The following is a 19,411-nucleotide window of genomic DNA, read 5'->3' as shown; positions in this document are numbered from 1 at the left end:
GGGCAAGCGACGCGCGCCCGGCGCGCGAAGGTTCCGCGAGAGTGTTCACGTGAAGTCGCCGTTCCGCCGCCGCCGCGGGCGCCTGAAGGGCCGTGCCGCCGACCGCGCGCAGGCCAAGGCCAGGCCCAGGCCGGAGCAGCACGAGGTGGTCGACTGGCCCACCGACGGCACCGGCAAGAAGTCGCTGATGGGCGCGATCCGCGGGGACGGCCAGACGGGCGCCGGGTTCGGCGGGGCGATGTTCGAGGACCTCGCCACCGTGTTCGAGGGGTCGCGGCGGGTCAAGGTCGAGGAGCAGGAGCAGCAGAAGCTGCGCCGCCACGACGACCGGCTGCAGGCGGGCGGCGGGCGCGACGACCTGAGCACCGGCAAGATCCGCATCCGGCGTTCCGGAACGGCGCCGGAGGGCGGCGGATCGGCGAACGGGACCTCGGCGCAGTCCGCAGCGGACGGCGGGGGCTCGTCGGACGGCACGCCCTCCCCCTGACACCAGCTCGAACGCCTGTTCGACGGCGGGTTATCGTGGGACGGTGAGCACGTACGTCCCGCCCGGCTGGCCCGCGCAGGTGCACCCGCCGGGCAGCGAGCGCTTCGAGGACACGGCGGTGACGTGGCTGCTCGAACTCGTGCCGCCCGAGTACCGCCGGCACGGGGTGTTGCGCCGCTACCCGGTCGCGCTGGCCCGCATGGCCCGGCACCACGTCAGCGCGGCCGTGGAGGCCGCGCGGGAGGGGTTCCGCACCGCGCGGATCGAGCTGGGCGACGTGGTGCCTCCGCACGGGGTGGACGCCGTTCTGGACGTCTACCGCGAGGAGGGCGCCCGCATGGTGGCGCTGCTGCGGGCTATCGAGCTGGTGGACGCGGCGCTGCGCGCTCGGGAGCGTCCCGGCGATCCGCGGTACCGCCGCCCGTTCACGCCGAAGATCTGATCAGCCCTCGTCCTTGCGGGCCAGCACCCGGTAGGTGTTGCCGGGGCCGGGGACGAGCGGCGCCAGGAGCCGGTCGAGCAGCGCGGCGGCGGTCCCCAGCGGGCGCGCGGCCGCCACGGCGATCGCGTGCCTGACCCGCGCCGACGCGCCCGCCCGGCCCGCCCAGGGGCGCGCGGGCGGCGGCCCGAACGCCTGCAGGGCGATCAGCGCGGCGGACGCCAGGTCGTGCCGCCGGTGGGCGCGGCGCCGCTGGCGGGCGACGATGCGCATGCCGCGCGTGGTGAGGGCGCGTTCCAGGTTGCCGATGGGGATCAGGTGGAGGTGGCGGGGTTGCAGCCACCCCGCCCAGAAGCGGCGCAGCAGCCTTCCGGCCGGGCATTCGGGGTCGGGCAGTTCCACCAGCAGGTGCCCGCCGGGCGGGAGCATCTTGACGGCGAGGTCGAGTTCCGTGGCCGGGTCGGGGACCTGTTCCAGGTGGCGGTGCATGCTGATGACGTCGTAGCGTCCGGCCAGCTCGTCCGCCAGGTCGGCGAGGGCGCCGCGGTGGGGGCGGCGCAGCCAGCCGCGTGCGGCCGCCTCCAGTACGCCGTCGCCGGTGTCCAGCCCGTCGAACTCGGTGTCGGGTAGGACGGCGCGGGCGGCGCGGCAGAAGTGGCCGTGGCCGGTGCCCACGTCCAGCCATGTGCGCGGGGCCAGGTGGGCGGCGGCGGCCATGTCGGCCCGGGCGGTGTGGACGCGGCGCTGGGCGGCCAGGGCGTGTTCGGCGGATTCGGCGGCGAGGCCGTCGTAGACGTCGCGCCGGTAGAACTCCAGGCCGGCGGCGTTGAGCGGGGGGTTCTGGAAGACGTGGCCGCATTCGCGGCATCGGTCGAGCGTGAACCGGCCGGGCTTGGCCTGGACGACGTCGCCGGTGGTCATGTGGTGCTGAAGTGCGCGGGCGCCGCACCAGGGGCAGTCGTCCCGGCGGGGGTGGAAGAACCGTTCCACCCCGTCGGCCAGGGCCGTGCCGTACCATTCGCGGGCGTCCGCCAGGGCCTGCTCGCGCCGCCGTTCCCACGGGCAGGGCGCGTCGGTGAGGGTGCGCCACCAGTTCCAGGGTGTGAGCAGGAGCCGCAGCAGGGCCATGCGGTGCAGGTCCCGGGGTGAGACTGGGGCGCCGGTGAACACCAGGTAGGGGACGGCGCAGTAGACCGCCGCGGTCAACGCCCCCCATCGCGGCGAGGCCGCCAGCGACGCCAGCACCAGGGCGTAGCTCGCCATCGACGCGCCGACCGTCCACCGCACCGAGACGCCGAGCCCGCGCAGCCAGGCCCGCCGTCCCGCGCAGGAGGGGACGCGGCGGGGCAGGCGGGTCGGCACGACCGCCAGATCGGCCGCGTAGGCGTCGCCGTGGGCGCGGGCGTACTGGCGCAGGCGCAGGGTCACCGCGCCGTACTCGCCGGGGTCCAGCGCGCGGGGCCGGGTCCCGGTCCGCTGCAGGAGGTCCTCGTCGACGACGGTGGCGTATCCGGCGCCGTGGCCCAGGGCGAGCGGGTCGGTCCTGTAGGCGCGGCGGTCGGCTCCCCGCGCCAGGTCCAGCGCGCGTTCCACCGGCAGGTCCCGTGGGACCAGGTCGAGCACCTGGAGGCCGTGGTGGCGGGCGTAGGCGCAGGCGGCGCGGCGCAACTGTCCGGAGACCACGGCCCCTTCCGCCAGCAGCAGGCCGTAGGAGTCGTCGTGTCCGGGCGTGCCGGTGTCGTAGGAGCCGTCCCAGCGCAGGGAGCGTCCGCGGCGCCCCGACACGGGCAGGCGGGGCAGCGCCCGCAGCCGGCGGCGCAGCCGCAGCGCGTTGGCCGCCAGCCCGGCGGCGACGGCGAGCGGCAGCCAGATCACGCCAGTTTCTCCAGCCGGTCGGCGGCCGCGGCGGCGCCGCCCGCCTCGGCGAACGAGTCCCGGACGCGTGCGGCGGCCGCCCGGTGGACGTCGTCGGTGAGCACCGCGCCGAGCGCGGCCCGCAGCTCGACCGGCCTGGCCCCGCCGAAGCCGACGGCGATCCCGGCGCCCGCCTCGGCGACCAGGCGTGCGATCACCGGCTGGTCGTGGCGGATGGGCGCGACCACCAGCGGCAGCCCGTGCGCCAGGCCCGCGCAGACGGCGTCGTGGCCGCCGTGGCACACCACCGCCGCCCGGCCCGCGGCCATGCGTTCGAGCAGGGCCGGCTGCGGGACGTCGGGGCGGACCAGCACGTTCGGCGGCGGCTCGGGGACCGCGTCCGGCGGTGCGGCCAGCACCGCCCGCACGTCCATGGCGGCCACGGCCTCGGCGGCGACGCGCATGAACCGCGCGGCCGCCGCGTCGCGCCCGGCGCCCGTCCCGGCGCCCAGCGTCACCAGCACGGCGGGGCGGCCGTCCAGCCACTCCCAGGGGAAGTCGCCGCCGCGGGGGCGGGGCGGGACGGGGCCGACGAACGCGAAGCGGTCGGGGAAGGCCGACGTGTCGCCGATCAGCGCGCCGGTGGCGAACACCAGCACCAGGTGGTCGGAGAAGCGCGGGTCGAGCAGGTCCTCGATGCCGTGGTCGAGCTGGAACTCGCCGATCAGCTCCCGGATCCGCTCCTCGTCGTCGGGCGCGTCCCGCAGCGGCCGGGTGAACTCGAACGGCGTCGCCGCCGACGTCGCCCACGGCAGGCCGCGCAGTCGGGCGGCGACGGGCGCGGCCAGCACCTGCTGGTCGGACACCACCACGTCCGGGCGGAACCGGTCGATGGCGGTCTCGACGCCGGGCATCATGGCGTGCCCCAGGGGGACGATGAAGTCCTCCCACATGGAAAGCAGTGCGGAGGGGATGTGCGGCCCGTCCGGGGGTTCGCCTGGGGGCCGGGCGGCGGTGTCGTCCCCGGCCGGATAGACGCGGGCGTTGCGGGGCACCAGGGGTTCCACGGCGGTGCGGGGGCCGACCCAGGCGACCCTGTGGCCGCGCCGGGTGAGTTCTGCGGCCACGGCGACGGTCGGGGTGATGTGGCCGGGCAACGGCGGCACGGCGAACAGGAACCGTGACGCCTTGGCTTTGTGCCGGGTGGACGACATGCCGGGCGTGGGGGCGGTCACCGCGCCCAGCGGCGGCACCCGTACGCGACGTGCCCTCACCTCGCACCACCGCCGGCGGCCCCGGTGAACACCACCTGCACCTCGTCGCCGTACGCCAGCTCGCGCAGCAGGGCGGCCACGGCCGCGTCGGGGTCGAGCGGCGGGACGCCGCCGGGGGCCGCGCCGCCGTCCCCGGCCCACGGGCCCCAGTCGGCGACCAGCACCCGGCCGCGCAGCTCGGTGCGCCACACGCGGGCCAGGGTGTCGCAGGCGTCGCAGGCGGCGGCGTGGTCGGCGTCGCCGGGGCCGCCGTACACGCTGGCGACGCCGCCGAACACCACGAAGAACCGCAGGTCCGGGCGGACGGAGGCGGCCAGCGCGCAGGCCCCGTCCACCTGGGTGCGGTAGACGCGGGCGAACGCCTCGGGGTGCTTGTCGCGGGCCGGGCCGTCCGCGGGCAGGCCCGCGCCGTGCACGACGCCGTCCAGGCGGCCGTGCCGCGCGTACACGTCTTCCACGACGGCCCGCACGGCCTGCGGGTCGCGCACGTCGACGGCGTGGTAGCGGACGGACGCGGCGGTGCCGTGCAGCGCCTCCAGGGTGGCGCGGACCTCCCGCTCGGCGAGGATCCGCCGGATGCCCGCGTCGATCTCGGCGGGCGTGCGGGCCGCGCCCTGGGCCAGCAGCGTGCGGCGTAGCGCCGCCTCGTCGGGGGCCGCGGCGATCAGCGGGTCCTCCGGTCCCGGCAGCCGCGGGGTGCGGTCGACCAGTTCCAGATGGCAGCCGGCGGCGCGGGCCAGCTCGCGGGCGAGGCGGGCGGTGATGCCGCGGGCGCCGCCGGTGAGCAGCACCACGCTGTCGCAGTCCAGGCCGAGGCCCGCGGCGGCGTCCTGTTCGCCGGCGGGTTCGGCGGGCGGTTGGGCCGGGACGACGACGAGCGTGCGGCGGCGTCCCTGCGCGTCGTGGCCTATCTCCACCGGCGCGTCGGGGGTCAGCAGCTCGGCCAGGATGCGTTCGGCCACCGCGCGCGGGTTCTCCTTGGTGTCGACGTCGATCGCGCGCACCAGCGTCTCGGGGTGCTCCCGGGCCAGGGCGCGCGCCAGTCCGCGCAGGCCCGCCCCGGGCGTCGGGTCGCCGGTGCCGCCGGCGTACTCGTGCCCGAACGTGCCGCCCGAACCGGAGGCCAGCACCAGCCAGCGCAGCCCGCCCCGCAGCGCGTCGCGGACGCCGCCGTAGGCGCCCGGCAGGACCGGCCCGGTGCCCGGGCGCAGCGCCGCCAGGTGGATCAGGCCGTCGCACGGCGCGTCCGGCTCCAGCGGCGTGCGCACCTGCGCGCCCTGCTGTTCGAGCAGGTCGGCCAGCTCCAGCGCGATCCCGCAGCCGTCGTCGACGATCAGGAAGCGGCGGCCGTCGAACCGTCCGGGCTGGTGCGGGGGTATCGGCAGGGGCGGCAGGTCCGCCATCCGCACCACGTGCCGGGCGGGCGCCGCCCCCGCCGACTCGGGCCGGGGCTCGGGCGTCGTCTCCGGTTCCGGCGCGGGCCGGGGCGTCGGCGGCTCGGCGTGCGACCGGTTCGCGTCCTTCTCGGGCGCCTCCGGTGCCGGTTCCGGGGCGGGACGCGGCCGGGGCTCGGGCACGGTGGGCGTCATCGCCCTGCGCAGCACGTCCATCGACCCGGCGGCCAGCGCCTCGGCGGACAGCGGCTCGGCGGCCGGCGTCCCGTCCTCGGTGCGGCCGTCCCCGTCGTCGTCGGCGGTGGCGCCGAGGAAGCGCAGCATGACCTCGCGCTGCGCCGCCACCAGCTCACGGGTGGCGCGCAAATACTCCAGCACCGCCGCCTCGGCGGCGTCGGCGTCCGGCGGTGCGAAAGCCCCGGCGGGACGTGCATCGCGTTCTGCATCCATGGTCGCTCCCGTGGTCGGCGCGGTGGTCGGCGCGGTGGTCGGCCGCCCGCCGTCGACACGGCGGACGGAATGCCCGTTCACCGCCCAGCGAGGCGCCTCGGCGGAGGGCGGGACGGGCTGCGCGTCGCGCCCGGCGAACAGCGCCGCCGCGTCCACCGGGACGCCGGCGACCGCCAGCTCGGCCAGCGCGCACAGCAGGCCCTCGATGCCGCCGCCGGGCGCGCCGCACGCCACGGCGGTGTGCGGACGGTCGCCGAGGATCTCCCCGACGAGCCCCGCCAGCACCCGTTCCGGCCCGGTCTCGACGAACACCCGGGCGCCCGCGGCGTACATCGCCTCGATCTGCTCGACGAACCGGATCGGCGCGGCGACCTGCCCGGCGAGCGTGGCGGCCAGCTCCCCCGCGTCGCCGTCGTACGGCGCGGCGGTGGTGTTGGACCACACCGGGAAGGCCGGCGAACGCAGGTCGCGGCGGCCCAGCTCGGCGCGCAGCGCGGCCGACGCGCCCGCGACGAGCGGGCTGTGCTGGGCGCACGCGGCCGGGACGGGCCGGACGTTCAGGCCGTGTCGGCGCAGCTCGGCGGCCGCCCGTTCCACGGCCGCGGTCGTCCCGGAGATCACCACCCGGCGCGGCGCGTCGTGCCCGGCGACGACGACGCCGCCGACGTCCGACAGCGCCGCGCGGACCTCGCCGAGCGCGGCGGACACGGCGGCCATCGCGCCCGGGTCGGCGCCGCCGGACGCCCCGGCCGCCGCGAGGACGGCGTCGGCGCGCGCCGCGCCGATCGCGATCAGGTCGTCCTCGCCGAACACCCCGGCCGCGCACAGCGCCACCAGCTCGCCGTACCCGTGCCCGGCGGCCATGTCGGGACGCACGCCCAGCTCGGTCAGCAGCCGGTGCAGGGCCAGCCCGGCGATGCCGGCGGCGGGCTGCGCGGCGCGGCCGCCGGCGAGGGCGGCGCGCTGCCGTCCGGCGTCCTCGGGCGTGAACGCGGCGGGCGGGAACATCGCGGCGGCGTGGCGTCCGCCGTCCAGGCGCAGCAGCCGCCGCAGCCGCGGGAACGCCGTGAACAGGTCGGCGAGCGCGCCGGGCCGCATGCCGCCCGGCCCGGGGAACAGGAACGCCACCCGCCCGGGGTCGGCCCCGGCCGCCGGCCCGGCGGCGAACACGCCGGGCGCGGCCCGGAACTCGCGGGCGGCTGCGATCTTGGCCCGCAGGTCGTCGGGCCCGGTGGCGACGATCGCGACCTGCACCGGGCCGTCGCCGGCGGCGCAGGTGCGGGCCAGGTCCCGCAGCCGCGCCCCGGTCGCGGCGAGGTCGCCGAGCCGGTCGAGCCGGTCGCGGGCGGCGGCGCGGTCGGCGCCGCGGATGAGGAACAGCTCGGCGGGCCAGGCGTCCAGGCCGGACACCGGCTCAGGCGCGCCGGCGCGGGCGGCCAGGACGGCGTGGAAGCCGACGCCGTTCAGACCCGCGTACCGCTCGCCGGGCGGCACCGGCCACGGGCGGGCGCGGTGGCCGAACGCGAACGGGCTCGTCTCGGGGTCCCAGGCACTGCCGGGTGCGGTGATGTGCGGGGCGCCGGGCAGCACGCCGGCGTGCAGCGCGCAGGCGGTCTTGATCAGTCCGGCGAGCGCGGCGGCGCCGCCGGTGTGCCCGATCCGCGCCGTGACCGACCCGAGCGTCACGCTGCCCGGTTCGGCGCCCGCCTCGGTGAAGACCCGGGTGAGGGCCTGCAGTTCGGCCGCGTCGTCGGCGGGGTCGCCGGTGCCGTGGGCCTCCACCAGCCCGACGCGGGCGGGTGAGACGCCCGCGCGGGCGTAGGCGCGCCGCACCGTCCGCCGTATCGCGTCGGGACGCCGGGCGGCCGGTGCGCCGCCGGTCCCGGCCACCGCTTTGATCACCGCGTAGACGCGGTCGCCGTCGGTCTCGGCGTCGGCGAGGCGCTTGAGGACCACGCACGCCACGCCCTCGCCGGGCGCGGTCGCCTCACTGGCGGCGTCGAACGGCGCGCACCGGCCCGTCGGCCGCGCCGCCGCCACGTTGTCGAACACATCGTCGAACACATCGTCGAACACGTCGGCGGCGCCGCACAGCACGATGTCGGCGGTGCCGCCCGCCAGCCGTCGGCATGCCAGGTCCAGCGCGTCGGCGGCGGAGGCAGCGCCGTGCGCGGAGCCGCCCAGGCCGAGGCGGCCGGCGAGGCGTCCGGCGTCCACGCCGCCGAAGACCATCGAGCAGCGGGACCGGTCGGCGTGCCCGGCGTCGGCGAGCGCCTGCGCCGCGACCTTCAGCGCCAGCAGCTGCACCGGCTCGATGTCGGCCGCCGCCGACGGCGCGATGCCGTGGGCGTGCGGGTCGAACGGCACGTCCGGCAGGAGCCCGCGGTCGGCCGGGCCGGTGTCCGGGTCGGCGCCGACGATGCCGGCCCAGTACTCGGCGGCGTCGCGGACGCCGGGGAACACGCAGCCGATGCCGACGACCGCGATGTCCAGGGGCGACGCGCCGTCCTCGCCGGGCGGCGCGGGTTCCGGCTCGGTCTGCGGCGCCGGCCGCGCGTCCGGCTCCTCGTCCGGGACGCCGACGCCGAGCGCGACGGCCCGCGTCTCCAGCAGGCAGGTGGCGCCGGTGGTGACCTGCTCGTGCAGGGCGGTGATGGTGGTGGTGGCCGACCGCAGCGCCGCCGCCTGCCCCATCGTGTACAGGCCCTCGCGGCGCTGCTCGTCGGGGTCCACCGGTTCCGGCGCCTCGGCGGCGGGGTCGCGGCGCACGCCCTTGGCGGCGACGCCCAGCCGCGCGAGGTTGAGCTTCTCCAGTCGCGCCCACGTCTCGTGCCGGGGCGTGCCCGCCGCCTCCAGCCTGCGCCGGGTCTCCTCGAAGGTGCGCACGTAGGGGGTGCGGGCGCACCGGGTGGCGTGCCCCGGCGAGGACTCCAGCAGCGTGGTGCCGTCGCAGTCCAGCGCCGTCTGCTGGAAGCCGGGCACGATCGCGCCCGCCGCCACGGCCTCGTGGGTGAACAGGTACGCGGTGCCCATGAGCAGGCGGACGTCGGCGCCGCGCGCGGCCAGCGGCCCGGCCAGCGCCGCGACCATCGCGGCCGACCGCTCGTCGTGGACGCCGCCGGCGAACATCACCGACAGATCGGCGGCTGCGCCTTCGGGGGCGTCGTCGCACCACCGCAGCAGCAGCTCGACCTGCGCGTCCCACAGCGGGAACGCCGCGCGCGGCCCCACGTGGCCGCCGCACTCCATGCCCTCGAACACGAACCTGCGCGCCCCCTCGGCCAGGAACCGCTGCAGCAGCCCCGGCGACGGCGCGTGCAGGTATGTTGCGACGCCCGCCTCCTCCAGGGACGCGGCCTGAGCGGGCAGGCCGCCGGCGATCAGCGCGAACGGCGGCGCCACCGCCCGCACCGCCGCCAACTGCTCCTCGCGCAGCTCGGGCGGCGCGGACGCCAGGATGCCCACGCCCCACGGCCGGTCGCCGAGCCGGTCGGCGGTGTCCTCCAGCAGCCGCCGCGTCTGTTCGCCGCCCATCGGCGCCGGCGCCAGGAACGGCAGGCCGCCGTCCTGCGCGACCGCCGCGGCGAACGCCGACCGGTCGCTGATGCCCGGCATCGGCGCCTGCGCCACCGGGTACTCGCGGGAGGCGGGCGCGCCGGGCGGGTTGTCGGCGGGCGCCAGCGGACGGGCCCGCACGGCGGCGCGCAGATGCGCGGCGATCTCCTCGCGGATCGCCCGGACGACGCCGCCGGCGGTCTCGTGCCGGGCGGCGAGCGGGGCGGCCAGCGCCCCGTCCTGCCCCACCGGCAGCAGCCGCGACCGCAGCCCGGTGGCGCCGAGCCGGGCGTTGATCTCCGCCGGGGCCAGGCCGTTCAGGTCGATCTCGGGCAGGTCGGGCCGCGCGTACACGCGGTGCCCGCGCACGACGCGGGTCTCGCCGCCGTCCATGGCGGTGAGCGCGGCGGCGACGTCGTCCGGCAGGTCCATCTCCCGCACCAGCGCGAAGTGCACGTCCAGGACCACTCCGGCGGCGCCGCCCGCCACGGCCGCGGCGGCGCTGTGCGGGCCGATGCCGCCCGCCGCCCACACCGGCACGTCGATCGCCGGGTCGCCGAGCAGGCGCTGCAGCAGGACGAAGGTGGTCAGGTCGCCGACCCGGCCGCCCGCCTCGGCGCCGCGCGCGATCAGCCCGACAAGGGTCGGGCGGTCGTGGTCGCCGTCGGCGGGCAGCTCGCGGCACAGCCGGATCGCCGCCTCGGCCTCCGCCGGGTCGACGACCTCGATCAGCAGCCGCCGTCCCCGCGCGAACTCCGCGGCGTCGACCGGCTCCTCGGGCCGGCCCGTGGCGGCGGCGGGCGCGGCCTTGCGGCGGCGTTCGGCCTCCTCGCGGTCGAGGACGACGACGCCCTCGGCCGGTCCGGTGCCGTGGGCCTGCTCGCGCCTGTGCTCGCCCGCGGGGATCGCGCGGACCGACCCGGCGTCGTCGAGTTCGGCGTCGGCCTGACCGGTGGCGCCTCCCGCGCCGAACGCACCGCCGGGCGGGGTGGGCAGCGGAACGCCGGGATTGGCGGTTTTCGCGTCGCCGGGGGAAGCGGGTGCGGGGACTCCGGGAGAGGCGCTCTGCCCGCTTCGGACCGCCGCGCCGCGCGCCTGGGGCACCGCGATGGGCGCGCCGCCCTGCGCGCCGGCGGGGGCCAGGCCGAGGGCCGTGGCGTCGATGATGACGGTGTCGACGGTGTCCGGCAGATCGGCCGGGCGGACGCCGCATCCGGCCGGGACGCGGACGCCGAACGTGCCGTCCCACCACCGGCCGACCTCGGCCAGGGCGGCGAGCGCGGCCGCGCGGTCGGCGCCGAGGTCGAGCACCCCGAGGGCGCCCGCCCGCGCGGCGGCGGCCGTCAGCCGCGGGGCGGTCCGGCCGAACGGAGCCATGGCGACGATGTCAAAAGGCACGTCGAAAGGCACCTCGAAAGGCACCTCGAAAGGCACGTCGGACGCCACGTCGGTCGGCGGGCGGTCGCGGTGACCCGCGTCCGCCCCGGTCCGTTCCGGCCGTCCGCTCTCCCCGGCTCGGAGCTCGCCCCTGTCAGCCGTCATGCGCTGCCCCCCGACATCACGCGTGCTTACCGCGGGCCCGGGCCCGCGACGCTGGGCAACACTACGGTCGGCGACGAGACCGGCGCGGGGACGACACACCAGGAAGTGTGCTGATCAACGCCTTCCCAAAGGTTCTATGGAAGGTCCCTTGACCAGCGGGAGTCCGGCGGCGGGGGCGGGGTCAGACGCTGGCGGCCTCGCGGCGGCGGTGGGCGCGGATGCCGTGGCGCAGCACGCCCTCGTCCAGCCAGCGGTCCAGGTGGGCCCAGGCGGTGGCGCGGGCGGCGGGGCCGGTCAGCACGCCGAGGTGCCCGCCGGGCGCGGCCACCACGCGCAGCCTTGGCGAGCCGGTGAGCCGCCGGGCGACCGAGCGGACGGCCGCGACCGGCGCCACCGCGTCGCCGCGTCCGGCGACCAGCAGCACGGGCACCCGCACGTCCGCCAGCCGCGCCCGGCGGCCGCCGATCTCCAGCCGGTCCCCGGCCGGGGCGAGCTCCCGCACGAACGCGGTGTAGACCTGCTCGGCGGTGCGTCCCGGGGCGGTCGGCATCATGCCGAGGAAGTGGTCGACCGCCTCTTCCTGCGCCAGAAACTCGGCGATGTCAATGCCTGTCACAATCTTGTGAGGACGGCGCAGGTATTGCCCGATGTCGGCATATCGGAAAGCGCATCGCAGCGGCCCCTCCTGCCGGTCGGCCAGCATCGCGGGCAGTCCCCCGGGGAACGGCTCGGGCGGCGGCCCGGCCGGGATCGCCACCGCGGTCACCGAGGCGATCGGCAGCGTGGGGTCGGTGGCGGCCAGCAGCGAGTGCGCACCGCCCAGGCACCACCCCACGAGCTGCACGGGCTGCCCGCCGGCGTCCCGGCTGACGGCGCGGATCGCCGCGGGCAGCACCCGCTCCGCCCAGGCGGCGAGCGCGGGCCCGCGGTCGGCGAAGCGGGGCGTGCCGGGATCCAGCAGGTAGGTGCGCCGTCCCCGGGCCACGGCGTGGCCGACCAGGCTGCAGCCCCGGCGCAGGTCGTAGCAGCGGGCAGGCGCCGCCAGCGGCGACACGAACAGCACCGGCGGCCCGGTGGGGATCACGCCCTCCGGCGGCCGGTAGCGGTGCAGGCACCCCCGGGGCTCGGCCGCGGCCACCTCGGCCGGCATCGGACGCAGATCGGCGACACGGCCGGACAGCGCCTTGCGGACCAGGCCGGCCGCGGCGTCGCGCACGCTTCGGGGGGACGGCTTCATTTCGCTTTGTCCACTCCGTTCGGCGAGCCGGACGCGGGGGGATCTGAGACCATTCTGCGCGCGTCCACGGTGAGTTCCGCATCTCATCCCTGTGAAGAGCGCGTTAAATCCGGCGGGCCGTCCCGGCGCGGCATTTTCCCGCGGGGCGCCCGCCGGACTCGGCGGACGCGGCGGCGCATGGCGGACGCGGCGGCCCTAGGCTGGGAGCCGTGCTGCAGGAAGGGCCGTTCGAGTACGGCAGAGACGGGCCCAAGGTGATCGTCGCCGGGGTGGACGGCTCGGAGACGTCCCTGCGGGCGGCCTCCTATGCGTGGGGGCTGGCGCGGCGCAACGGGGCGCGGCTGCTGCTGGTGCACGTCGTCCCGCTGACGTCGATGTCGACGCTCACCCCGGGCGGCGCGGCGGTGCTGCGCGAGGCCAGCGAGGAGATCGTCGCCGAGCTGCGCGCGGAGCTGGAGCGCGCGGCGGCCGTGCAGCCGGACGAGGTGCGTTACGAGCTGCTCGTCGAGCAGGGCGACGCGTACGGGGTGCTGTCGCGCGTCGCCGACGAGCACCGCGCCGACGCGGTGATCGTCGGGGCGTCGCAGCAGGCGGGGCACCGGCTGATCGGCTCGGTGGCGGTGCGGCTCGTGCGCGCCGGACGCTGGCCGGTGACCGTGGTGCCCTGACCTTCGCCCCAAGCGGCCGCATGCGGGGCCTGCGCCCCTGACATACCAGGGCACGGCGCCGTCGTCACCGACGATCGGCTGGACGGGGGCGCACGTCCGCGCCGGCGCCATGGCTTGCAACGAGCGCGACCAAACCCTCGTCGGCCGCCTCGACCTGCGCGCGCCCGTCACCGTTCAGTAGGGCACGCGCGGAGGCTGCGGCCATGACATCGACCACGCGCCGGCGGCCGCCACCGAACCGGTGATGAGGCATCCGGTCACCAGGTTGAGCGCCGCGGTGGCCAGCGCGTCGTCCAGCGGGGCGCGCACTGTCAGCGGCAGCAGCGTCAGCAGCAGGACGGCCAGCGCGCCGATCCAGCCGAAGGCGCGCACGGGGCGGACCGCCACCGTCGCCAGGACGTTCAGCAGCGCGGTCGCCTGCAGTCCCGCGGCGGCCGCGCACAGCGCGTACGTCGTGGCCACCGGGACGGCCCGGCCCTGGTGCCCGCCGAACGCGGGCACGTCGAACCCGAACAGCCCGCGCAGCACCAGCACCCCCGCGAACGCCATGCCCGCGGCCGCCGCCGACACGCCCGCGCCGCCCAGCCACAGGCGCCGCTCGTTCACCTGCGGCGGCTGCGAGAACGCCTCGTGCAGCGCGACGAACCGCCGGTAGCGGGCCATGGCGCTGTCGGCGCGCCACGCCGACCGCCCGATCCCGGACTGGCACCGGAAGGAGCGCTGCCAGGCGCGCGGCGGCGCTCCGTCCGCGCCGTGGCGGCGCAGACGCCGGGCACGGTGGCCGTGGCCTCCCATGCCGTGCCGGTCCCTGTCGGGCGAGTCTTCGTGGGGCCGTCCGAACGGGGTCCCGGCCATGGCGCCTCCCCCTGTCCCCCGACACGAACGACCCAGGTGCTACCCGGCCACGTGCGGTGAACTCCCCCGGCATCGACACTTTGCGGCCATTTGATGCCCCTTCGCCCTACCCGTCGGGGCGGGAGGTAACGTTCGGCGGGGGAGAATGCCACCGGAAGCGACCACGGAGGGCGGGGCGGTGCCGACGGACGGACGCGAGTTCACCGTGGCCGAGGCGCGCGCCCTGATCCCCGAGGTGCGGGAACGCGCCGCCGAGGTCGTCCGGCTCCGCGCCGACCTGGCCGAGCTCGCCCTGGACCTGCGCACGTCCGGGTCGTCCCCGCTGGGCGGGGTGGCCGAGGCGAAGGCGTTCGAGGCGCGGCTGGACGAGCAGATCGCCTGGTTCACCGGCCAGGGCATCGAGATCAAGGGCATCGCGCCGCTGCTGCTCGACTTCCCCGCCGTGCTGGACGGCCGCTCGGTCCGCCTGTGCTGGCTGGAGGGCGACACCGAGCTGGGCTGGTACCACCGCACCGAGCTCGGCTTCGCGGGCCGCCGCCCCCTCCCGTGAGGACGTCCGGGCCCCCGGAGAACGCCGGAGGGGGTTCCGGGAAGCGCCCCGCTCCCGAAACCCCCTCGCTCGCGGAGGCGACGCCCGGCGCCGCCCCTTGCTCAGACCTGTCCGGCCTTCTCCAGCGCCTCGCAGCAGGTGTCGGTGATCAGCCGGGTCACCACGTACGGGTCGCAGTTGGCGTTCGGGCGGCGGTCCTCGATGTAGCCCTTCTTGTCCACCTCGACCTGCCACGGGATGCGCACCGAGGCGCCCCGGTCCGACACGCCGTAGCTGTACTCGCTCCACGGGGCGGTCTCGTGCATGCCGGTCAGGCGGCGCTCGATGTCGGCGCCGTACCCGGCGATGTGCTCCTGCGCCTTGGCGCCCAGCGCCTCGCAGGCGGTGATGATCGGGTCGTAGCCCTCGCGCATCGCCTTGGTGGAGAAGTTGGTGTGCGCGCCCGCGCCGTTCCAGTCGCCCGCGACCGGCTTGGGGTCGAGGGTGGCGGACACGCCGAAGTCCTCGGCGATGCGGTACAGCAGCCAGCGCGCCATCCACATCTGGTCGGCGACCTCCACCGGACCGGCCGGGCCGATCTGGAACTCCCACTGGCCCGGCATGACCTCGGCGTTGATGCCCGACACGGCCAGCCCGGCGGCCAGGCAGGCGTCGAGGTGCCGCTCGACGATCTCACGGCCGAACACCTCGTCGGCGCCGACGCCGCAGTAGTAGAAGCCCTGCGGGGCGGGGAAGCCGCGCTCGGGGAAGCCGAGCGGGCGGCCGTCCTTGAAGAACGTGTACTCCTGCTCCATGCCGTACCAGGGCTCCTGGTCGGCGTACTTCTCGGCGACGGGCAGCAGCTTGGCCCGGGTGTTGGTGGGGTGCGGCGTCCCGTCCGGCAGGTACACCTCGCAGAGCACCAGCTTGTTGTCGCCGCCGCGCAGCGGGTCGGGACAGGAGAAGACCGGCTTGAGCACGCAGTCCGAGTTCTTCCCCGGCGCCTGGTTCGTGCTCGACCCGTCGAACCCCCAGTCCGGCAGGTCGGCGCCGTCCGGAAGGATCTTGGTCTTGGACCGAAGCCGGGCGGTCGGCTCGGTGCCGTCGATCCAGATGTACTCGGCCTTGTAGGTCAACGTGCGTTCCCTTCGTATCGCCGGTCCCGGTGGGTTTCGGCCCTGGAAAGGTTGACAACGCCCGATTTCGGGCCCTTTGCCGGTATGTGAACGGCGTGTTAAACCGGCCGCTGACCAGGCACACCGGCACCGCACCCCCATTTGGGACAGGCACTGACGGCCCGGCGGCCTCCGCCGGGGGCGCATGGGCGTGCGCGTGGGGGCGCCCGCGTCCGGCGGCCCCTCGGCGCCCGCCGGGACGAACCCCAACAACGTGCCATGGCCTGGTCAAACACCCCGCCAAGGGCGCGGTCCCTGCCCTTACCGGCCGGTCGGACGGGGCTACCGTGAAAGGTAAGGATGTATGACTCGTCCTCCCGTCACGGGAGGCTTCCGACCGCCCGCGGGAGGCGAGCCAGGGGCGGGAACGTCCCGCCCCCGGCACCGGAAGGTGGTGTGCATAGATGACGCACCCGGCAGACATCGAGCGGCATCCCGACATAGCCGAGATGCGCACGCGGTACGAGCTCGCCGCGGCGAGCCCCACCGCGCAGGCCCTGGACGGCCTGACCGTGCTGAGCGGCCTCTACCTGGCGATCTCCCCGTGGATCGCGGGGTTCAGCGGCCAGCGGCCGATCACGGTGAACAACCTGATCACCGGCCTGGCGGTGGCGGCGCTCGGAGTGGGCTTCGCCCTCGCCTTCGGCCGCACGCACGGGCTCGCCTGGGTCGTCCCCATCATCGGCGTATGGACGATCATCAGCCCGTGGGTGATCGCCGGTCGCATGGAGACGACGCCGGCGATCGTCAGCAATGTCGTGGTGGGAGCGGTGATCCTCGTCCTCGGCCTGGCCACCCTGGGTCTCGCGGGTACCCGCGCGGGCGGCATGGGCATGCGCCGCCCGAGGTGACCGACCGCAGCCCCCGGCCCTCGCCCGCCGACGCGGGGAGAGCCGCCAAAGGCCCCGCCCCCGGTCCCAAGGGACGGGGCCCGCTATTGACGCCCGCCTCCGGTCGGCGAGACTGACGGGGTGATGGTCAAAACCCTGCGCCCCCGCGACTACAACGAGGCCCTGTACGTCGGGCACTTCTTCCGCAACAAGCGCGTCCCCGTCGTGATGGACCTCACCGACCTCCCCGACGACGTGGCCCGCCAGTTCGTCGACTTCGCCGCGGGCCTGGTCTTCGGCCGCCGCGGCGACATGGAACGCCTGAGCCCCAAGGTCTTCCTGCTCGTCCCCCACGGCCAGCCCAAGCCCACCGTCCTGCCCACGACCTCCGGCTGACCTCCCCTCCCCTGCCCCGCACGGGCATCCGGTTCGGGGGATCACCTGTGAATCGGGGGGCATCTTTCCGGCCGACGTCCAGGTTTCGACTCTCGGGCCGGGGGCCGCTGCCGCGGTGCGGCGACCGGCTCGCCCCTCCGTCGCCGCGTCAAAGCCGCCGATCCGGAAACGATGGGGCCGTGCAGACCTTCCTTCCGTACCCGGACTTCGCCGCCACCGCCCGCGTCCTCGACCGGCGCAGACTCGGCAAGCAGCGAGTCGAGACGATCCAGGTGCTGCGCGGCCTCACGGTGCCCGGGTACGGCTGGCGGCACCATCCGGCCGTGCGGATGTGGGCCGGTTACGAGGAGGCGCTCGTCCGCTACGGCCTGGAGATATGCCGGCAGTGGTGCGCCCTCGGCCACAACGACACCTGCGCCGCCACGCTGACGGCCGAGCTGCGCACCGTGAACGGCAGGAAGCGGCCGCGCACCCAGGAACGGCTCGCCGAGGCCGGGCAGCTGCCGCCCTGGCTGGGCGACCCGGCGCTGCACCTGAGCCACCGCTCCGCCCTCGTCCGCAAGGACCCCGAGTTCTACGGCCCGATCTTCCCCGGCGTACCGGCCGACCTGCCGTACGTCTGGCCGCGCTCGGACCGCGACCGCGGGCAGGGCGACCGGCAGGCGCCCCCCGGCTGACCCCGCTGCGTCGGCCTCAGGGACGATCGTTCGACGCCGCGTGCACCGGTCGACGGCTACCAGTTCCGCTCGACGGTTCCCTTGGTGGCGGTCTCCGCCGTCCGCAGGGTGCGGAGCTCGGCCCGGCCGCGCCGCCTCTCCCGCACCCGGGCGAGCCGCCGCTCGTCGGCCGGGCTGTCGGGCTCGACTTCGAGACGCCGTTCCAACCGGATCTCCACCCAGTCGCCGAGCGGCAGGTCCGGATGCTTGCGCCGTCTCTTCGGCCGCCGACGGCCCAGGCGTTCATCGACCTCGTCCGCGGCACCGTCGGCGGGTGCGCCGACCGCGCCCCGGAGGACCTGCTGCACCCGGTGCCGGTTGGCACTGTGCGGGAACCGCTTGTTCAGCCGCACGGCGTTCCCTGAGTTCGGCGTAGGCATTGCGGCGGTCCTTGGCATAACTGATCCGCTTCTTCTCCCGGGGATCTCACCGCGCCGCGGATTCACCTTCTCCGCCAGGCCGACACGCGCCGACTGTACTCGCATTGTCGCGGCCGGTTCGGCGGCCCGGCCCGTGAGCAGGGCGGCTGTCGGGCGGCGTGGACTCGGGGACCGCTGAGAGCGGCCCGGTCACGACGTCCAGGTCAAGCGCTCCCGGTGTGCCCGGCTTTCGGTGCGACGGGGGTGCGGACGATGGACCGTCTTCCCGGGCCGGACCCGCCGGGCGATCAGCGCGTCCAGCGCCCAGGGGCCGCCGCCGAACACTGCCAGCAGCAGAAAGGACCATGAGAACAGGGCCGCCGGCTCGCCGCCGTTGAGCAGCGGGAACAGGTCCTTGGGGAGGTGGACGGTGAAGTAGGCGTAGGCCATCGCCCCCGAGCACAGCAGAGCGGCCGGGCGGGTGGCCAGGCCGATCATCACCAGGCCGCCGCCGACCAGCTCGATCATGGCCGCCCACCAGCTCGGCCACTCGCCGACGCGCGGCGGCACCCCGCCGGGCGGCCCGCCGAGGACGCCGAACAGCTTCGCGGCCCCGTGGCAGGCGAACAGCAGGCCGACCACGACACGGAACAACGACAGGACGGCGTCCCGTACGTGTTGCATGAAGTCTCCTGAATTGAACTGCGCCCCGATCAACCCGTCGGCCGCACGAGAACGTCCCCGGCCGTAAGGGCAGACAGAACCGTAGGACACGCGTTTGCGGAACGGGACGTTCTTGCACGCCCTTTCATCACCCCTTCCAGCATCGAAGCATCCACCCCGCATCGGCATGGCAGTTTCATTGCCGGACGCTTCGATCTCAGGCATTCATCCACTAGGACCCAGCGCCCCTTTATCAGGAAATGATTCCGCTCGCCCCCCACGGGCGAGATGTTCGACATGACGTCTATCAGCGCAGACCGACGCCCGCTTGCGCAATGCACGCCGTCGCGTGCCCGCACCGGCACCGGAACGCCCTCGGACGAAGCACGAGCCGAGGAAGTCCGCACCCCGCCGCCCCCACTGCACGGCCCCCGCTGCCCGCCCGAACCTGTACGCCGGTAGCAGCCCCGTAGGGCCTATTGCAAAGTTGATCAGAGCCATTCAACGATGGCGGCGATGGGTTGCGTCCACGGAGGTGGTGTACGAGTTTCCGCAGGTGAAGAGCGTGGCGTCGTGACGTGAGACGGCCACCGCGTAGATCCTTCGAGATGGATGATCAAGAAGAAGGAGACAACGCGATGGCCGCGGACAACAGTGTGGACCCTGCCGAGTGGATTGCCGAGCAGATCGGTGCGTGCGAGCCGGATCTGCTGCGGTCGATGGTCAAGACGATGGCCGAGGCGCTCATGTCGGCCGAGGCGGATGCGGTGTGCGGCGCCGGCTGCGGCGAGCGCAGCAGCGAGCGGGTCAACCGGCGCAACGGCTACCGGCAGCGGGACTGGGACACCCGCGCCGGCACGATCGAACTGGCGATCCCGAAGCTGCGCAGCGGGTCCTACTTCCCCGAGTGGCTGCTGGAGCGGCGCCGCCGGGCCGAGCAGGCCCTGATCAGCGTGGTGGCCACCTCGTATCTGCTGGGGGTGTCGAC

Annotated in this window: 16 protein-coding genes; 8 read left to right on the top strand and 8 right to left on the bottom strand. The window is 75.9% G+C overall.

Annotation, left to right across the window (positions count from 1 at the left end):
- Nucleotides 1–49 precede the first annotated feature (49 nt).
- Both QSK22_RS17050 and QSK22_RS17045 read left to right on the top strand, forming a co-directional pair.
- Nucleotides 50–487, top strand: a complete 438-nt coding sequence (locus QSK22_RS17050; protein ID WP_285495179.1) for a DUF6191 domain-containing protein — start codon at nucleotides 50–52, stop codon at nucleotides 485–487.
- A gap of 43 nt (nucleotides 488–530) precedes the next feature.
- Complete coding sequence (locus QSK22_RS17045; protein ID WP_285495178.1) at nucleotides 531–929, top strand: hypothetical protein; 399 nt, start codon at nucleotides 531–533, stop codon at nucleotides 927–929.
- On the opposite strand, the gene QSK22_RS17040 is transcribed toward QSK22_RS17045, so the two are convergent.
- From QSK22_RS17040 to QSK22_RS17025, 4 genes are all read right to left on the bottom strand, one after another.
- Nucleotides 930–2,801 (bottom strand): class I SAM-dependent methyltransferase, encoded by a 1,872-nt coding sequence (locus QSK22_RS17040; RefSeq protein WP_285495177.1) that lies wholly within the window; start codon nucleotides 2,799–2,801, stop codon nucleotides 930–932.
- Entirely contained in the window at nucleotides 2,798–4,054 is a 1,257-nt protein-coding gene (locus tag QSK22_RS17035; RefSeq protein ID WP_285495176.1) for a glycosyltransferase, read from the bottom strand. The genes QSK22_RS17040 and QSK22_RS17035 overlap by 4 nt, the downstream gene beginning before the upstream one ends.
- Nucleotides 4,051–10,851 (bottom strand): type I polyketide synthase, encoded by a 6,801-nt coding sequence (locus tag QSK22_RS17030; RefSeq protein WP_285495175.1) that lies wholly within the window; start codon nucleotides 10,849–10,851, stop codon nucleotides 4,051–4,053. The genes QSK22_RS17035 and QSK22_RS17030 overlap by 4 nt, the downstream gene beginning before the upstream one ends.
- Before the next feature lie 325 nt (nucleotides 10,852–11,176).
- A complete protein-coding gene (locus tag QSK22_RS17025) occupies nucleotides 11,177–12,211 on the bottom strand; it encodes an alpha/beta fold hydrolase (protein WP_285495174.1) in 1,035 nt (344 codons plus the stop codon).
- Between the two features lie 230 nt (nucleotides 12,212–12,441).
- Here QSK22_RS17025 and QSK22_RS17020 point away from each other — a divergent pair, with 230 nt between their 5' ends.
- Nucleotides 12,442–12,900, top strand: coding sequence for a universal stress protein (locus QSK22_RS17020; RefSeq protein ID WP_285495173.1), 459 nt, complete (start codon nucleotides 12,442–12,444; stop codon nucleotides 12,898–12,900).
- Nucleotides 12,901–13,074: 174 nt separating this feature from the next.
- Here QSK22_RS17020 and QSK22_RS17015 read toward each other — a convergent pair whose 3' ends face one another.
- Complete coding sequence (locus QSK22_RS17015; RefSeq protein ID WP_285495172.1) at nucleotides 13,075–13,755, bottom strand: DUF6069 family protein; 681 nt, start codon at nucleotides 13,753–13,755, stop codon at nucleotides 13,075–13,077.
- Nucleotides 13,756–13,933: 178 nt separating this feature from the next.
- Between QSK22_RS17015 and QSK22_RS17010 the strand changes: the two genes are divergently transcribed.
- Nucleotides 13,934–14,305, top strand: coding sequence for a DUF2203 domain-containing protein (locus tag QSK22_RS17010; RefSeq protein ID WP_352231456.1), 372 nt, complete (start codon nucleotides 13,934–13,936; stop codon nucleotides 14,303–14,305).
- 101 nt (nucleotides 14,306–14,406) lie between these two features.
- On the opposite strand, the gene glnII is transcribed toward QSK22_RS17010, so the two are convergent.
- The gene (glnII, locus tag QSK22_RS17005) at nucleotides 14,407–15,420 is read right to left on the bottom strand and encodes a glutamine synthetase (protein ID WP_285495170.1); all 1,014 of its coding nucleotides are present in this window, start codon (nucleotides 15,418–15,420) and stop codon (nucleotides 14,407–14,409) included.
- A gap of 443 nt (nucleotides 15,421–15,863) precedes the next feature.
- Here glnII and QSK22_RS17000 point away from each other — a divergent pair, with 443 nt between their 5' ends.
- The 3 genes from QSK22_RS17000 to QSK22_RS16990 all read left to right on the top strand — a co-directional run bounded on the left by QSK22_RS17000 (nucleotide 15,864) and on the right by QSK22_RS16990 (nucleotide 17,362).
- Nucleotides 15,864–16,310, top strand: a complete 447-nt coding sequence (locus QSK22_RS17000; RefSeq protein ID WP_285495169.1) for an SPW repeat protein — start codon at nucleotides 15,864–15,866, stop codon at nucleotides 16,308–16,310.
- A 123-nt stretch (nucleotides 16,311–16,433) separates the two neighbouring features.
- Nucleotides 16,434–16,685: a cell division protein SepF gene (locus QSK22_RS16995; RefSeq protein WP_285495365.1), complete on the top strand. Its 252-nt coding sequence runs from the start codon at nucleotides 16,434–16,436 to the stop codon at nucleotides 16,683–16,685.
- Nucleotides 16,686–16,864: 179 nt separating this feature from the next.
- Nucleotides 16,865–17,362: an MSMEG_6728 family protein gene (locus tag QSK22_RS16990; RefSeq protein WP_285495168.1), complete on the top strand. Its 498-nt coding sequence runs from the start codon at nucleotides 16,865–16,867 to the stop codon at nucleotides 17,360–17,362.
- A gap of 56 nt (nucleotides 17,363–17,418) precedes the next feature.
- On the opposite strand, the gene QSK22_RS16985 is transcribed toward QSK22_RS16990, so the two are convergent.
- Together QSK22_RS16985 and QSK22_RS16980 are read right to left on the bottom strand one after the other, a co-directional pair.
- Nucleotides 17,419–17,781 (bottom strand): hypothetical protein, encoded by a 363-nt coding sequence (locus QSK22_RS16985; protein ID WP_285495167.1) that lies wholly within the window; start codon nucleotides 17,779–17,781, stop codon nucleotides 17,419–17,421.
- A 189-nt stretch (nucleotides 17,782–17,970) separates the two neighbouring features.
- A complete protein-coding gene (locus QSK22_RS16980) occupies nucleotides 17,971–18,444 on the bottom strand; it encodes a DoxX family protein (RefSeq protein WP_285495166.1) in 474 nt (157 codons plus the stop codon).
- Nucleotides 18,445–19,061: 617 nt separating this feature from the next.
- Here QSK22_RS16980 and QSK22_RS16975 point away from each other — a divergent pair.
- Nucleotides 19,062–19,411: transposase (locus QSK22_RS16975; protein ID WP_285495165.1), on the top strand; the 350-nt coding region annotated here is incomplete at its 3' end.

It is taken from the genome of Actinomadura sp. NBRC 104425 (assembly GCF_030269545.1).
Taxonomy (GTDB): domain Bacteria; phylum Actinomycetota; class Actinomycetes; order Streptosporangiales; family Streptosporangiaceae; genus Spirillospora; species Spirillospora keratinilytica.
Note: the sequence above shows the minus strand (reverse complement) of the source record. Positions and strands in the feature narration are given on the sequence as shown.